The organism is Streptomyces sp. NPDC050988 (assembly GCF_044456225.1).
In the GTDB taxonomy this organism is placed as follows: domain Bacteria; phylum Actinomycetota; class Actinomycetes; order Streptomycetales; family Streptomycetaceae; genus Streptomyces.
This window is the reverse complement of record NZ_JBITFQ010000008.1, coordinates 336,167-351,196: the sequence shown is the minus strand read 5'-3', so window position 1 is coordinate 351,196 and position 15,030 is coordinate 336,167. Positions and strand designations below refer to the sequence as shown.

The 15,030-nt window shown below is 67.5% G+C and carries 15 protein-coding genes; 6 read left to right on the top strand and 9 right to left on the bottom strand.

Going from position 1 to position 15,030, the window contains the following annotated elements; genetic code table 11:
- The first annotated feature begins 24 nt into the window (after positions 1-24).
- The 4 genes from sigM (at position 25) to trxA (ending at position 3,221) form a co-directional block, all read left to right on the top strand.
- Positions 25-738, top strand: a complete 714-nt coding sequence (sigM, locus tag ACIBEI_RS20900) for an RNA polymerase sigma factor SigM (protein ID WP_398890810.1) — start codon at positions 25-27, stop codon at positions 736-738.
- Complete coding sequence (locus ACIBEI_RS20895) at positions 735-1,676, top strand: anti-sigma factor family protein (protein WP_398890808.1); 942 nt, start codon at positions 735-737, stop codon at positions 1,674-1,676. The genes sigM and ACIBEI_RS20895 overlap by 4 nt, the downstream gene beginning before the upstream one ends.
- A gap of 194 nt (positions 1,677-1,870) precedes the next feature.
- Complete coding sequence (trxB, locus tag ACIBEI_RS20890; RefSeq protein WP_398890806.1) at positions 1,871-2,842, top strand: thioredoxin-disulfide reductase; 972 nt, start codon at positions 1,871-1,873, stop codon at positions 2,840-2,842.
- Positions 2,843-2,888: 46 nt separating this feature from the next.
- Positions 2,889-3,221: a thioredoxin gene (trxA, locus tag ACIBEI_RS20885; RefSeq protein WP_143641354.1), complete on the top strand. Its 333-nt coding sequence runs from the start codon at positions 2,889-2,891 to the stop codon at positions 3,219-3,221.
- Between the two features lie 128 nt (positions 3,222-3,349).
- Here trxA and ACIBEI_RS20880 read toward each other — a convergent pair whose 3' ends face one another.
- From ACIBEI_RS20880 to rpmH, 9 genes are all read right to left on the bottom strand, one after another.
- The gene (locus ACIBEI_RS20880) at positions 3,350-3,967 is read right to left on the bottom strand and encodes a GNAT family N-acetyltransferase (RefSeq protein ID WP_189841525.1); all 618 of its coding nucleotides are present in this window, start codon (positions 3,965-3,967) and stop codon (positions 3,350-3,352) included.
- A gap of 326 nt (positions 3,968-4,293) precedes the next feature.
- Positions 4,294-5,397 (bottom strand): ParB/RepB/Spo0J family partition protein, encoded by a 1,104-nt coding sequence (locus tag ACIBEI_RS20875; RefSeq protein WP_398890803.1) that lies wholly within the window; start codon positions 5,395-5,397, stop codon positions 4,294-4,296.
- Positions 5,394-6,467: a ParA family protein gene (locus ACIBEI_RS20870; protein ID WP_359715738.1), complete on the bottom strand. Its 1,074-nt coding sequence runs from the start codon at positions 6,465-6,467 to the stop codon at positions 5,394-5,396. Before ACIBEI_RS20870 ends, ACIBEI_RS20875 begins: the two co-directional genes overlap by 4 nt.
- A gap of 387 nt (positions 6,468-6,854) precedes the next feature.
- Positions 6,855-7,571 (bottom strand): 16S rRNA (guanine(527)-N(7))-methyltransferase RsmG, encoded by a 717-nt coding sequence (gene rsmG, locus ACIBEI_RS20865; RefSeq protein WP_398890801.1) that lies wholly within the window; start codon positions 7,569-7,571, stop codon positions 6,855-6,857.
- A gap of 138 nt (positions 7,572-7,709) precedes the next feature.
- Complete coding sequence (locus tag ACIBEI_RS20860; protein ID WP_055611477.1) at positions 7,710-8,222, bottom strand: R3H domain-containing nucleic acid-binding protein; 513 nt, start codon at positions 8,220-8,222, stop codon at positions 7,710-7,712.
- A gap of 15 nt (positions 8,223-8,237) precedes the next feature.
- Positions 8,238-9,527 carry a membrane protein insertase YidC gene (yidC, locus tag ACIBEI_RS20855; RefSeq protein WP_398890799.1) on the bottom strand — a complete coding sequence of 430 codons (1,290 nt, stop codon included), beginning with the start codon at positions 9,525-9,527 and terminating at the stop codon, positions 8,238-8,240.
- 3 nt (positions 9,528-9,530) lie between these two features.
- Positions 9,531-9,896 carry a membrane protein insertion efficiency factor YidD gene (yidD, locus tag ACIBEI_RS20850; RefSeq protein ID WP_055611475.1) on the bottom strand — a complete coding sequence of 122 codons (366 nt, stop codon included), beginning with the start codon at positions 9,894-9,896 and terminating at the stop codon, positions 9,531-9,533.
- The gene (rnpA, locus tag ACIBEI_RS20845) at positions 9,893-10,264 is read right to left on the bottom strand and encodes a ribonuclease P protein component (protein WP_398890797.1); all 372 of its coding nucleotides are present in this window, start codon (positions 10,262-10,264) and stop codon (positions 9,893-9,895) included. Before rnpA ends, yidD begins: the two co-directional genes overlap by 4 nt.
- Before the next feature lie 21 nt (positions 10,265-10,285).
- The gene (gene rpmH / locus ACIBEI_RS20840; RefSeq protein WP_006381191.1) at positions 10,286-10,423 is read right to left on the bottom strand and encodes a 50S ribosomal protein L34; all 138 of its coding nucleotides are present in this window, start codon (positions 10,421-10,423) and stop codon (positions 10,286-10,288) included.
- A 418-nt stretch (positions 10,424-10,841) separates the two neighbouring features.
- Here rpmH and dnaA point away from each other — a divergent pair, with 418 nt between their 5' ends.
- Together dnaA and dnaN are read left to right on the top strand one after the other, a co-directional pair.
- Positions 10,842-12,734, top strand: coding sequence for a chromosomal replication initiator protein DnaA (gene dnaA, locus ACIBEI_RS20835; RefSeq protein WP_398890795.1), 1,893 nt, complete (start codon positions 10,842-10,844; stop codon positions 12,732-12,734).
- Positions 12,735-13,777: 1,043 nt separating this feature from the next.
- Positions 13,778-14,908 carry a DNA polymerase III subunit beta gene (gene dnaN, locus ACIBEI_RS20830; RefSeq protein WP_055611472.1) on the top strand — a complete coding sequence of 377 codons (1,131 nt, stop codon included), beginning with the start codon at positions 13,778-13,780 and terminating at the stop codon, positions 14,906-14,908.
- The last annotated feature ends 122 nt before the right edge of the window (positions 14,909-15,030 follow it).

Below are 15,030 nucleotides of genomic sequence, written 5' to 3'. Positions count from 1 at the left end.
TCCACCGGAGGGGGAGGGGGTTCGATGGCGGACGGCGCCGGATTCAGCGAAGTGAGCGATCAGGACCTCCTCGCCCGTCATGTCGAGGGCGATCCCGACGCCTTCGGGGAGATCGTGCGGCGTCACCGTGATCGGCTCTGGGCGGTGGCGCTGCGGACGCTGGGCGACCGCGAGGAGGCCGCTGACGCCGTCCAGGACGCCCTCGTCTCCGCCTACCGGGCCGCCCACACCTTCCGGGGCCAGTCGGCCGTCACAACGTGGCTGCACCGGATCACGGTGAACGCCTGCCTGGACCGCGCCCGCAAGGCGGCTTCCAGGAAGACGTCCCCCGTGGACGACACGGAACGCCTCGAACAGCTCCTGGAGCCTCACGAGTCGGCCGCCGCTCCGGCCGAGCGCAACGATCTGCATCGCGAACTGCTGGAGGCACTGGGCACTCTGCCTCCCGACCAGCGGGCAGCCCTCGTCCTGGTGGACATGCAGGGCTACCCCGTAGCGGAGGCGGCCGGCCTGCTCGATGTGCCGACGGGCACGGTCAAGAGCCGCTGCGCGCGTGGCAGAGCCAGACTTCTCCCGCTGCTCAAACACCTGCGTACGGACAGCGGGAGCGACAGAGCGAGCAAGAAGTCGGGTGAGGGACGGAACCGCACGCAGGGGGCATCCGTCCCACCCGCAGCGGGAGAACACGATGGACCAAGCGATTCAGCTGCTGTGAAGGGCGGAGGTGGGCGAGCGTGACATCCACGACTGACAAAGCCGGGCACCCGGACGTCGAGGAGATCTCCGACCTCGCCGAAGGTCTGCTCCCTCCCACCCGCACGGCGGACGTGCGACGGCACCTGGACGACTGCACGCTCTGCGCCGACGTCTACGACTCGCTGGAGGAGATCCGAGGCCTGCTCGGCACGCTCCCGGGCCCTCCCCGCATGCCCGACGACGTCGCGGGACGCATCGACGCCGCTCTCGCCGCTGAGGCCCTGCTGAATGCCACGGTTCTCGAAGACGACGCCACAGGCGCCCTCGCGTCCGTCGGCGCTGCGCGCCCCCTGCCCGATGAGGGCGACGACGACGGCAGGCATGTTTCACGTGAAACATCGGCTGCGGGGGAACGCCCCGCGGGACGCCCCCGCGCGGCCACCGGCCCGGGCCGCGCTAACCGCCCGCGTCGTGCACGCCGCAGGACTGCGGTCCTGAGCGCCATGTTCACGGCCGCCGCGCTGGGACTCGGCGGACTGCTGTTCCAGTCGCTGGGCAACAACGCCTCTGACAATGATTCCCCGTCGGCCTCCCCCAATCAGAGCGACTCAGCGAATACCTTCGCCGAGGGCAAGCTCAAGGGCCAGGTCGCGGATCTTCTGAGTAAGGCCGACAAGAAGAGGGACGGCGGCCCTCGCACCTCCAACCCGTACGGCACCCAGTCCACTGAGGAGCCGCACATCTTCAACACGCCCTCGGCCTCGGTTCCCGGGTGCATCACACAGGGAATCGGTCGCGACGCGGAACCGCTCGCCTTCAAGGAAGGTTCCTACGAGGGCAAGGAGGCGTATCTCGTGGTCCTGCCCGACGCCTCCGACACCACGCGCGTCACGGCCTACGTCGTGGATTCCGCCTGTGTGGACAAGCCGTCGATCTCCGCCGGCAAGGTTCTGCTGGAGCACACCTACGCGCGGAGCTGAGCCGGTCCGGCTCCGCCGCGGACCGTCCTGAGCACCGCTGTGCCATCCCTGGCGTCCCCGCGCGGTGACGCGTCTTCGTGTGCCCGGACACAGTGGGAATGCGCGCCCCTTAGGATCCGTTGGGTGGGGTGAGGGTTCTGAGAGAAGCTCCCACCAGTCGTACGAAGCAGTCTCCAGAGACGAGGAATCAATCCGTGAGCGACGTCCGTAACGTGATCATCATCGGCTCCGGGCCCGCCGGCTACACGGCGGCGCTCTACACCGCGCGCGCGTCGCTTAAGCCGCTGGTGTTCGAGGGCGCCGTCACCGCAGGCGGTGCGCTCATGAACACCACTGAGGTGGAGAACTTCCCCGGCTTCCAGGACGGCGTCATGGGCCCCGAGCTCATGGACAACATGCGTGCGCAGGCCGAGCGCTTCGGTGCCGAGCTGGTACCGGACGACATTGTCGCGGTCGACCTCAGCGGTGAGATCAAGACGGTCACGGACACAGCGGGCACTGTGCACCGTGCGAAGGCGATCATCGTCACCACGGGTTCGCAGCACCGCAAGCTGGGTCTGCCCAAGGAGGACGCGCTATCCGGACGTGGCGTCTCCTGGTGCGCGACCTGTGACGGCTTCTTCTTCAAGGACCAGGACATCGCCGTGATCGGCGGCGGCGACACCGCCATGGAGGAAGCGACCTTCCTTTCCCGGTTCGCCAAGTCCGTGACAATCGTCCACCGCCGCGACACCCTGCGTGCCTCCAAGGCGATGCAGGAGCGTGCCTTCGCCGACCCGAAGATCAAGTTCGTCTGGGACAGCGAGGTCGCCGAGATCCAGGGCGACCAGAAGCTCTCCGGTCTGAAGCTGCGGAACCTGAAGACCGGCGAGACGTCCGAGCTGCCCGTCACCGGCCTGTTCATCGCGATCGGCCACGACCCGCGCACCGAGCTCTTCAAGGGCCAGCTCGACCTGGACGGGGAGGGCTACCTCAAGGTCGAGGCACCCTCGACCCGCACCAACCTGACGGGTGTCTTCGGCGCCGGCGACGTCGTCGACCACACCTACCGTCAGGCGATCACCGCGGCCGGCACCGGCTGCTCCGCCGCCCTCGATGCCGAGCGCTTCCTCTCCGCCCTCGCGGACGGCGAGGCCGCCGCGGAGCCCGAGAAGACCGCTGTCTGACCTCCTCCATCCCGCCCCACCGCACCAACCAGTTAAGGAGCCCGCCGTGGCCGGCACCCTCAAGCACGTGACCGACGATTCCTTCGAGCAGGACGTTCTCAAGAGCGACAAGCCCGTCCTGGTGGACTTCTGGGCCGCCTGGTGCGGGCCGTGCCGCCAGATCGCTCCGTCCCTTGAGGCAATCGCCGCCGAGTACGGCGACAAGATCGAGGTCGTCAAGCTCAACATCGACGAGAACCCGGGTACGGCCGCCAAGTACGGCGTCATGTCCATCCCGACCCTGAACGTCTACCAGGGTGGCGAGGTCGCCAAGACCATCGTTGGTGCCAAGCCGAAGGCCGCTATCGTGCGGGACCTCGAGGACTTCATCGCCGAGTAGTTCGACATACCGCCCTCTGCAGGCGGCGATGTTTCACGTGAAACACGGATGGGCCAACCCGGACGGGTTGGCCCATCCGCATGTATGGCCGATGGCGCAGACTCCGCGTCGACTGACTGGGAGCGCCCCTACAGCGGACGCAGTACCGGCTCCTTCTGTACCGCCCCCAGCAGACGGTCGAGTGCCAACTCCACGTCTTCCTTCCAGGAGAGCGTCGTACGCAGCTCCAGGCGCAGTCGCGGGTACGTCGGGTGCGGCCGGACGGTCTTGAATCCCACGGCCAGGAGATGATCGGCGGGCAGGACGCAGGCTGGCTCCTTCCAGCGGGCGTCCCCAAAGGCCTCGATCGCCTTGAAGCCCCGCCGGAGCAGATCCTTGGCGACCGTCTGCACCATCACACGTCCAAGTCCCTGCCCCTGAAAGCCCGGCGTGATGAAGGCCGTCATCAGCTGGACCGCGTCAGGGGAGACCGGGCTCGTGGGAAAGGCTGTCGCCCGCGGCACATAGGCGGGCGGCGCGTAGAGCACGAAGCCCGCCGGTACGTCATCCACGTACACGACCCGGCCGCAGGATCCCCATTCGAGCAGGACGGCGGAGATCCACGCCTCTTTCTCCAGCTCGGGTGTTCCTGCCTTTACCGCGGCCTGACCGCTGACTGGGTCCAACTCCCAGAAGACACACGCGCGACAGCGCTTGGGAAGGTCCTGAAGGTTGTCCAGCGTGAGCGGTGCGAGCCGGCGCCCCATGAAGGCAGTTCCTCACTTTCCTCGCTCGCAGCGTCGCGAGCGGCTGTCAGAGCGCTCCGTTCCCTGAGCAGGCTGCCGACGAACCCGCCGACCGCGCCGAGCCCCAGGCCCGCGCTCACCAGTCCGGTCCGGCTCACCGTTCGCATGGCCCCTCGCCTCCCCATAAAGGTGCTGCCAGGTGGATGCGCCATACCCGAACGCATCGTATCCACGATGCGATTCCATCGATACCGCCTGAAAGCAAAGAGCGGGCCGTGTTCCGGTACACACCGGACAGGGCCCGCTCCACTGGTCGGCCGGTCGAAATCGACCGGTCGACCCAGGCCTCAGGCTTCTGTCTCCTCGGAGTCGTCGTCCAGGAGGCTCTTCTGTAGAACCGGTCCCTCACCCGGGGCGAGCGAGCCGAGGATCCGCTCAAGGTCATCCATCGAGGCGAACTCGACGGTGATCTTGCCCTTCTTCTGACCGAGGTCGACCTTCACCCGAGTCTCGAAGCGGTCCGAGAGACGGGTCGCGAGGTCGCTCAGCGCCGGGGAGAGCCGCGCGCCGGCTCGCGGCCCCTTGGAGCGTGTGGCCGACTGCGGCCGTGAGCCCATGAGCGTGACGATCTCCTCGACCGCTCGCACCGAGAGCCCCTCGGCCACGATCCGGTGAGCCAGGCGGTCCTGCTCCTCCGAGTCGTCCACGGAGAGCAGGGCTCGCGCATGTCCGGCGGAGAGCACCCCGGCGGCCACGCGGCGCTGAACCGACGGCGACAGCTTCAGCAGACGCAGGGTGTTGGAGACCTGAGGACGCGACCGCCCGATCCGGTCGGCCAACTGGTCGTGCGTGCAGTTGAAGTCCTTGAGGAGCTGGTCGTAGGCGGCCGCCTCTTCCAGCGGGTTCAGCTGAGCACGGTGCAGGTTCTCCAGGAGCGCGTCCAGGAGAAGCTTCTCGTCATCCGTGGCCCGCACGATCGCCGGGATGGCGTCCAGCCCCGCCTCACGGCAGGCCCGCCAACGCCGCTCACCCATGATGAGCTCGTAGCGCGCCGGACCCAGCTGCCGTACGACGACCGGCTGGAGAAGGCCGACCTCCTTGATGGAGGTGACGAGTTCAGCGAGAGCGTCCTCGTCGAAGACCTCACGGGGCTGGCGCGGGTTCGGGGTGATGGAGTCGAGCGGCAGCTCGGCGAAGTATGCGCCGACGGGTGCCGACGGAGCCTCCCCGAATACGCTCGCCGACGGCTCCTCTGTTTCATGTGAAACATGGGCCGACGGAAGTGCGGCCACCTTGGCCGCCGCCACGCCGCGCTCAGCGGTGAGCACGGGCACGGCTCCCGGCGATGTGGACGCGCCGCCCACCGCGGGTGGTGCCGCCTTCTCTCCTGTCGGTGCAGCCGGGATCAGTGCGCCGAGACCACGGCCCAACCCCCTCCGTCGCTCGCTCACTGGATCCCCTCCACCATGCTCTGTTCGTTGTGTGCGCCCAGGTGGGCATGCTGCGCGTCGTACGCCACTCCGACTCCGCGCAGCGCGATCTCTCGTGCCGCCTCCAGGTAGGAGAGGGCACCGCTCGACCCCGGGTCGTAGGTCAACACCGTCTGACCGTAACTGGGGGCCTCGGAGATACGGACCGAGCGCGGAATGCTCGTCCGCAGCACCTCATCGCCGAAGTGACTGCGCACCTCGTCGGCGACCTGGGACGCGAGGCGGGTCCGGCCGTCGTACATGGTGAGCAGGATCGTCGATACATGCAGGTTGGGGTTGAGGTGGCCCCGCACCAGATCGACGTTGCGCAACAGCTGGCCCAGGCCCTCCAGCGCGTAGTACTCGCACTGGATCGGGATGAGCACCTCGGCACCGGCCACGAGAGCGTTGACCGTCAGGAGGCCCAGCGAGGGCGGGCAGTCGATGAGGATGTAGTCCAGCGGCTGCTCGTACGCCTGGATCGCCCGTTCCAGCCGGCTCTCTCGTGCCACCAACGACACCAGCTCGATCTCCGCACCGGCGAGATCGATCGTGGCAGGTGCGCAGAAGAGACCTTCGACATCAGGTACTGGCTGGACGACCTCGGAGAGTGGCTTGCTGTCGATCAGCACGTCGTAGATGGAAGGAACTTCGGCGTGATGGTCAATGCCCAGCGCGGTGGAGGCATTGCCCTGGGGATCGAGGTCGACCACCAGGACGCGCCCACCGTGCAGAGCGAGCGAAGCGGCAAGGTTGACCGTGGTCGTTGTCTTGCCCACCCCGCCCTTCTGGTTGGCGACCACCATCACGCGGGTTTGATCAGGCCGTGGCAGGCCCTCGCCGGCGCGGCCGAGAGCCTCCACCGCCAGTTGGGCAGCACGACCGATGGGAGTGTCGTCCATCGGGGGCGGTGTTTCACGTGAAACATCCTCCCCCATCGACTCGGTACGGGGACCGGGGACCGGATCGGTCATCGGTCCCGCGATGTTGGCGTCGGACCGCAAGGATTCACTCTCCTCGACTTCAGGCTCGCAATGAACAGAGCCTCCCATGTCTTCGGGGTCGTGAACCAGCGAGGCCCGTTGTTCTGTGGAGAAATCCACCTCTGTGGACAACTCCGTGCCCTCTTCGGGGGACGCGTGGCCGCCACGAGAGGGTCTTTTTCCGAAGGATCCCAGGGATCCAAGAGGGTTTCGGTCGCGGGGTTCGGCCGCGGCGCGTCCGCGACTGATGATGCCGTGCAGCAGTGAGCGACGTTTCACGTGAAACACGATGCACAGCGCGTGCGACCGTGACGGCGCGACACTCCGGCATGCGTAGGTTTGGCAGCTTGTGTGGAGTACGTCTCGTCGTCAGGACGGATCAGTCAACGAAACCAGTCAACAAGCCCCGCCCCGACAACACACGTCCCGAAATGGGTCGCTCCCCTCGGGAAACGGTCAGCGACGCCTCCGGGTTCGCCCCGTCCGGGCCGCCTTCGCCCGCTTGGCCGCGAAGCGCACGCCGCCCGGGCTCTCACCGACCTCGACGCGCACCACCGTGGCGAGAGGATCCACCACACCTTCACCGACGTGAAGCACGGAGATGTCCACGGCGCCCAGCTTGCTCAGGGCGGCCCCGGCGTTCTTGACCTCTTCCTCCGCGGTGTCGCCCTTGAGGAGAAGCATCTCGCCGTACGGACGCAGCAGCGGCACTCCCCAGGCCGCGAGGCGGTCCAGTGGCGCCACGGCCCGCGCCGTCACCACGTGGACCGGAGGCAGCTTGCCAAGGACCTCCTCGGCGCGCCCACGGACGACGGTGACGTGGTCGAGACCGAGCAGTTCGACGACCTCGGTGAGGAAGTTCGTCCGGCGCAGCAAGGGCTCAAGGAGCGTGATCTTCAGGTCCGGTCGGACGAGGGCGAGCGGGATACCGGGCAGTCCGGCACCGGAGCCGACATCGCACACCGTCACGTTCTCGGGAACGACCTCCGAGAGCACCGCACAGTTCAACAGGTGCCGTTCCCACAGGCGAGGCACTTCACGGGGGCCGATCAGACCCCGCTGTACTCCGGCGTCCGCCAGCAGTTCCGCGTAACGAACCGCGTCCGTGAAGCGATCGCCGAATACCGCCCGGGCCTGCTCGGGCGCAGGGGGAAGCTCCGCTGCCTCCGTCACGGGGAACCGTCCTTCCGTACCGCTTGAGCGCACTGCGCGCTGACTACCAGGACTATCAGGAACCATCGGGGACTATCAGGCTCACAAAGTTCGGCCCCGCCTGCGAACACAGACGGGGCCGGAGAACGACGTGCTGGTTCAGGCGGGGAGCACGACGACGAAGCGCTGCGGCTCCTCGCCCTCGGACTCACTGCGCAGGCCCGCGGCCTTGACCGCGTCGTGTACCACCTTGCGTTCGAAGGGGGTCATCGCCTTCATCTTCACGGGCTCACCGGAGCTCCTGACCTCGGCCGCGGCCTTCGCGCCCAGCTCGGAGAGTTCCTCGCGCTTCTTGGCGCGGTAGCCCGCGATGTCCAGCATCAGCCGGCTGCGGTCCCCGGTCTCCCGGTGCACGGCCAGCCGTGTGAGCTCCTGAAGGGCTTCCAGGACCTCACCGTCGCGGCCGACCAGCTTCTGCAGGTCACGGCCGCTGGAGTCGCTGATGATCGAGACCGCCGCGCGATCGGCCTCGACGTCCATGTCGATGTCGCCGTCGAGATCGGCGATGTCCAGCAGACCCTCGAGGTAGTCGGCCGCGATCTCGCCCTCCTGCTCCAGGCGGGTCAGGGTGTCGCCACCCTCAGGGGCAGCGGAGGTGGTGCCTTCCGTCACGGGATGGACTCCTTCTTACTTCTTGGACGGGGACTTGGGCCGCTGCGGGCCCTTGCGCTGTCCGGACTGGGCCTTGCTGCGGGTGCCACCGGACGCGGACTTGCCGCCCGTCGGCTTGGGGCCGGGCTTGGCGTCCTCAGGTTCGTCGGACTTGCTGAGTGAGGTCTTCGGCGCGGACTCGTCCGCCGCCTTCGGGCCGCCATGAGCAGCGCTCGACTGACGCTGGGACTTGCTCTGCCGCTTGGGCTGCTGGCGCTTGGGGGCGGCGGCGCCCGTCGCCGGGGTGCCGTCCTCGGTCTCGACCACTGTCGAGGCCTCGCTCTTCACCACCGTGCCGTCGGCCTGGGCCGCCAGGCCCGCCTTGCTCAGACCGTTGATGAACTTGCGCTCGAAGTCGTTGCGGTCGCGGCCCTTGGCCACGATGGCCTTGACGATGGCCTTCTCACCGCGGCCACGCGTCTTGCCGTGGTGCGTGACGCGCTTGTGCAGGCGCTCCAGGTAGGAGGCCTGAGCCTTGGAACCCGGCGTCGGGTTGTTGTGGATGACGTACATCTGCTGGCCCATGGTCCACACGTTGGTGGTCAGCCAGTAGACGAGGACACCGACGGGGAAGTTGATGCCGAAGACGGCGAACATGATCGGGAAGACGTACATCAGCATCTTCTGCTGCTGCATGAACGGCGTCTTCACCGTCGTGTCGACGTTCTTCGTCATCAGCTGGCGCTGCGTGTAGAACTGCGAGAACGACATCAGGACGATCATGATCGCCGTGACGACGCGCACGTCGGTGATCGAGGAGCCCAGTTCCTGGACCTTGGCGCTGCTGTCCGTGAACTTCGCGGCCAGCGGAGCTCCGAAGATGTGCGCCTTCTGCGCGCTCTCCAGCAGCCGGTCGTTGATCACGCCGATGGTGTCGTTCGACGCGATGCTGTTGAGCACGTGGTACAGGGCGAAGAAGAACGGGGACTGCGCCAGGATGGGAAGGCACGAGGAGAGCGGGTTGGTACCCGTCTCCTTGTACAGCTTCATCATCTCTTCGGACTGGCGCTGCTTGTCGTTCTTGTAGCGCTCCTGGATCTTCTTCATCTCGGGCTGGAGCGTCTGCATCGCCCGGGTCGCCTTGATCTGCTTCACGAAGAGCGGGATCAGGCAGATACGGATCAGGATCACCAGGGACACGATGGACAAGCCCCAGGCCCAGCCCGTGTCGGGGCCGAAGATGGCGCCGTACACCGAGTGGAACTGGACGATGACCCAGGAAACGGGTGTCGTGATGAAGCTGAAAATACTGGCAATCGTGTCCACTAATCAGGCTCCTTGAGCATGGGACGGGGTCTCGGCGGCCGGGCTCGAGGGATGGTTGGACATACCGTGCCCCTCGGTGGCCGGTTCGGCGGCGGAGGTCCCGCCCTTGCGTGCACGCCAGGCGTTACGCAGCATTTCGTGCCACCGCGGACGCTTGCGCGGCGGGACATGGTCCACACCGCCCAGCGACCACGGATTGCACCGCAGGATGCGCCAGGCGGTGAGTGCCGTTCCCTTGATCGCACCGTGACGGTCGATGGCTTGGTACCCGTAGTGGGAACACGACGGGTAGTACTTGCACACCGGCCCGAGCAACGGGCTGATGGTCCACTGGTACAGCTTGATGAGAGCCAGCAGCGGGTACTTCATCGCGCGCCCCCTCCCAGTAGCCGCTCCAGGGCGGCGTCCAGGTCTCGGGCCAGCTGTGCATGGTCGGCGTCACCCGCACCGGGCAGCGCTCGTACGACTACCAGGCTACCGGGGGTCAACAGAGCCACTCGGTCACGCATCAGATGGCGAAGCCGACGCTTCACCTTGTTGCGTACGACGGCCCCGCCCACGGCTTTGCTGACAACGAAACCCGCACGCGTCGGGGGAGCGCTCTCCCCAGGCGCGTGCGGGTCCGGTGCACCGCTACGTAGATGGACGACAAGGAGCGGGCGTCCGGCCCGGCGTCCTCGGCGTACCGCGGTCGCGAAGTCCTCGCGCCGCCTCAGCCGATGCTCGGTAGGCAGCACGACGTCATGACCTGTAAGTAATCAGGCGGACAGGCTGGCGCGACCCTTGCCACGACGGTTCGCGAGAATCGCGCGGCCGGCGCGGGTGCGCATCCGCAGGCGGAAGCCGTGGGTCTTGGCGCGACGACGGTTGTTCGGCTGGAAGGTGCGCTTGCTCACTCGGGGGCTCCAGAAGAAATCGGTAGTTTCGGGGTGCCGTCTTGGCTGTCACCGTGCGCCCACGAGTAGCTCGCTTACGCCCGAGTGCACCGCTTCCCGATCACTCTTCGCGATCTGTGCCCATCGGAGGCAGGCGGCAGCAGCCATCGACAACTCGACCTGGTTACGGTACGCGCGGCTACGCCATCCGGTCAAACCAGCGCTGCCCGGGAGACACTATCCACAGCCTGGGGACAACAACTTGAACCGCATGGGTCGCCCTGACTACCGTGGCTGGACTCCGGTTCGTTCCCTTCTCCCCGCTCCATCTGGTTCGTGCCGTCCGCCCCAGCTGCTTCGTTCCACCCGCCCACCCGAGCTTCAACCCAATCCGTCCCAGGAATCACACGTTCGTGGGACCCGTGAGAGAGCGTGCCCTGTGGCTGACGTACCTGCCGATCTTGCCGCAGTGTGGCCACGAGTATTGGAGCAACTTCTCGGTGAGGGGCGTGGGCAGGGTGTCGAGACGAAGGACGAGCACTGGATCAAGCGCTGCCAGCCGCTGGCACTCGTAGCGGACACCGCGCTGCTCGCGGTCCCCAACGAGTTCGCGAAGGGTGTTCTGGAAGGGCGCCTGGCACCGATCGTCAGCGAGACCCTGAGCCGCGAGTGCGGCCGCCCGATCCGTATCGCGATCACCGTCGACGACTCCGTCGGCGAGAGTCCGGCCCCGCCGGCCCCGCCCGCCCAGTCGCAGCAGCGCTACGACGAGCCCGAGCGCCCCTCCGCACAGGGCCGTGACGGATACAGGGGATACGGCCGCCACCGCGCGGACGACCACATGGACGACCACCCGCAGGGCCGTCCCGACCAGCAACAGCCCCGTGGGGACCAGCTCCCGACCGCCCGTCCTGCGTACCCCGACTATCAGCGCCCCGATCCCGGGGCCTGGCCGCGGCCCTCGCAGGACGACTACGGATGGCAGCAGCAGCGGCTCGGCTTCCCGGACCGGGACCCGTACGCGTCGCCCTCCCAGGACTACCGCCAGCAGCCGCCGGACCGCTCTCCCTACGACCAGCAGCGGTCCGACTACGAGCAACAGCGACCCGGGTACGACCAGCCGCGCTCCGACTACGACCAGCGCCCGGACCGCCGCGACCGCCGTCCCGAGCCGCCGTCGCAGCCCGGGACCGGGCATGTCCACCGCGGCGGACCCGTCGGCTCGAATCTACCCGCCTCCAGTGGTGCCCCGGGCCCGCTTGCCGCGCAGCCGGCGCCCGCGGCCGGTCCCGGCGAGCCCACCGCGCGTCTCAACCCGAAGTACCTCTTCGACACGTTCGTCATCGGCGCCTCGAACCGCTTCGCGCACGCCGCCGCGGTCGCCGTCGCCGAGGCGCCCGCCAAGGCGTACAACCCCCTCTTCATCTACGGGGAGTCGGGGCTCGGCAAGACGCACCTGCTGCACGCGATCGGGCACTACGCGCGCAGCCTCTACCCGGGCACGCGCGTGCGCTACGTAAGCTCGGAGGAGTTCACCAACGAGTTCATCAACTCCATCCGCGACGGCAAGGGCGACAGTTTCCGCAAGCGGTACCGCGAGATGGACATCCTGCTCGTCGACGACATCCAGTTCCTGGCGGACAAGGAATCGACGCAGGAGGAGTTCTTCCACACCTTCAACACGCTCCACAACGCGAACAAGCAGATCGTGCTCTCCAGCGACCGGCCGCCCAAGCAGCTGGTGACCCTGGAGGACCGGCTGCGGAACCGTTTCGAGTGGGGCCTGATCACCGACGTGCAGCCGCCCGAGCTGGAGACGCGTATCGCGATCCTCCGTAAGAAGGCGGTGCAGGAGCAGCTCAACGCCCCGCCCGAGGTGCTGGAGTTCATCGCGTCCCGCATCTCGCGGAACATCCGTGAACTGGAGGGCGCGCTGATCCGGGTGACGGCCTTCGCGTCGCTCAACCGGCAGCCGGTGGATCTCGGTCTGACCGAGATCGTCCTCAAGGACCTGATCCCCGGCGGCGAGGACTCGTCCCCGGAGATCACCGCGCCCGCCATCATGGCGGCGACCGCCGACTACTTCGGTCTCACCGTGGACGACCTGTGCGGCTCTTCGCGCAGCCGCGTGCTGGTCACCGCACGCCAGATCGCCATGTACCTGTGCCGTGAGCTGACCGACCTCTCCCTGCCGAAGATCGGCGCCCAGTTCGGCGGCCGCGACCACACGACCGTCATGCACGCGGACCGGAAGATCCGCGCGCTGATGGCCGAGCGCCGCTCCATCTACAACCAGGTCACCGAACTCACGAACCGCATCAAGAACGGCTGACAGCCACGGCGGTACCACGCCGAAGGCGCCCCGGGACACGCTCCCGAGGGCGCCTTTCGTCGTTCCGGCGCCCATCCACCGGCATTCCGGAGCGTGCCCAGACATCGTTCGGCATGCCTCCGAAGGCGGCTCCCGCTTCTCTCACACGCCTTCCAAGGGCTCTCGTACCGCCTTCGTTCGGCCCCCAGCCGCCCCCATCGGCCCTCGTACGCCCTTCCCGGCCGCGCCCGGAGTCGCTCCGCCGACACCCGAAGACCATCCGTTGTTCGAATACGGGCCCTGGTTACGGCCGCCCTCCACAGATTTGGGGACTTTCTCGCGTCCACACCCTGGGGACTGGGAGGTTGTCCAGATCGTGTCCACAGGGTGTGCTGCTGAAAGGGCATCAGACCAGGTCAACCGGTTGTGGATTCGTGGACGAACGATCTCCACAGACTGTGGACGACGAAAAGATCCACAGGGTGTGCAGAAAGTTGTCCACCGGCGGCCCCACAGGCTGGGGGCGGTTGTCCCCAGCGATCCGAGGCTTCTCCACACCGCTGTCCACTGTTCGGCAACGCGACGCGCCTTCTCACCGTGTCGAGTGAAAGGCGTCACACGAAGGTGCCGGGTTGGGCTGTGGGGAACGTGGGTAAACCTGGGGACGCCGCTGGGGAGAAGTGCCCCGAGTCTGTGTATCGAGTGTGCAGAACTTTTCCCCGTCCACAGCGGACCCCGGTTGTCCACCGCCTCCACCCACAGGGCCGGTGGACAAAAAACCGCCTCTGACCTGCGAATACGGGGTTATCCACGGTATCCACAGCCCCTACTACTACTCCCAACTAGAGAGAGTCTGGGAATCGATTCGAAGAGGGGGCTGTGCACAACTCGAGCCCGGCGCCTCAGCTGCCGCTCGGAACGACTTGACCCCGAGGGGCACCGACTGTCAGCGCGGTGCGTCAGACTGTTCCCCGGTGTCCTTCCCATGACCGGGCTGAGCGACACCGAGTCAGACGACGAAGGCAGCAGGGCGAGAGCGCCGGCAACAGACGGAGGCGGCAACGGTGAAGATCCGGGTGGAACGCGACGTACTCGCGGAGGCAGTGGCCTGGGCGGCACGCAGCCTCCCGGCCCGTCCGCCGGCGCCTGTGCTCGCCGGCCTTCTGCTGAAGGCCGAGGAAGGCGCGCTGAGCCTCTCCAGCTTCGACTACGAGGTCTCGGCACGGGTGTCCGTGGACGCCGAGATCGACGAGGAAGGCACGGTGCTCGTCTCCGGCCGCCTGCTCGCCGACATCTGCCGCGCTCTCCCCAACCGGCCGGTGGAGATTTCCACAGACGGTGTACGGGCGACGGTGGTCTGCGGCTCCTCGCGCTTCACCCTGCACACACTGCCTGTGGAGGAGTACCCGGCACTGCCGCAGATGCCGTCGGCGACCGGCACCGTCCCCGGTGAGGTCTTCGCCTCCGCCGCGGCCCAGGTGGCCATCGCCGCGGGCCGTGACGACACGCTGCCCGTCCTCACCGGTGTGCGCATCGAGATCGAGGGCGACACGGTCACGCTGGCGTCCACCGACCGCTACCGCTTCGCGGTCCGTGAGTTCCTGTGGAAGCCGGAGAACCCCGAGGCGTCCGCGGTGGCCCTGGTGCCCGCCAAGACGCTCCTGGACACCGCCAAGGCCCTCACAAGCGGCGACAGCGTCATCCTGGCGCTGTCCGGCTCCGGTGCGGGCGAGGGTCTGATCGGTTTCGAGGGCGCGGGACGGCGGACGACCACGCGTCTGCTGGAGGGCGACCTCCCGAAGTACCGCTCGCTGTTCCCGACGGAGTTCAACTCCATCGCCGTGATCGAGACCGCCCCCTTCGTGGAGGCCGTCAAGCGCGTGGCCCTGGTCGCCGAGCGGAACACCCCGGTGCGGCTCTCCTTCGAGCAGGGCGTGCTGATCCTGGAGGCCGGTTCCAGCGACGACGCACAGGCTGTGGAAAGGGTCGACGCCCAGTTGGAGGGCGACGACGTGTCGATCGCCTTCAACCCCACGTTCCTGCTCGACGGCCTGAGCGCCATCGACTCCCCGGTCGCGCAGCTCTCCTTCACGACGTCCACCAAGCCGGCGCTCCTCAGCGGCAAGCCCGCCCTGGACGCCGAGGCGGACGAGGCCTACAAGTATCTGATCATGCCGGTGCGGCTCAGCGGCTGACGAAGGCCGCAGGTGGGGGCGTACGTCTGAGCGGCTATGCCCACAGGTGTGCAGGAGCGTCCGGGTTTAGGCTCGGACGCAGGTACGAAAGTGCCCTCCTGCCACATCGCTAGTGAAGGAAC

Bases quoted from the DNA above. Each gene is read 5' to 3' on its own strand.
- yidD (WP_055611475.1), bottom strand. From the start codon at position 9,896: ATGAAGTACCCGCTGCTGGCTCTCATCAAGCTGTACCAGTGGACCATC.
- sigM (WP_398890810.1), top strand. From the start codon at position 25: ATGGCGGACGGCGCCGGATTCAGCGAAGTGAGCGATCAGGACCTCCTC.
- ACIBEI_RS20880 (WP_189841525.1), bottom strand. From the start codon at position 3,967: ATGGGGCGCCGGCTCGCACCGCTCACGCTGGACAACCTTCAGGACCTT.
- ACIBEI_RS20870 (WP_359715738.1), bottom strand. From the start codon at position 6,467: ATGGGAGGCTCTGTTCATTGCGAGCCTGAAGTCGAGGAGAGTGAATCC.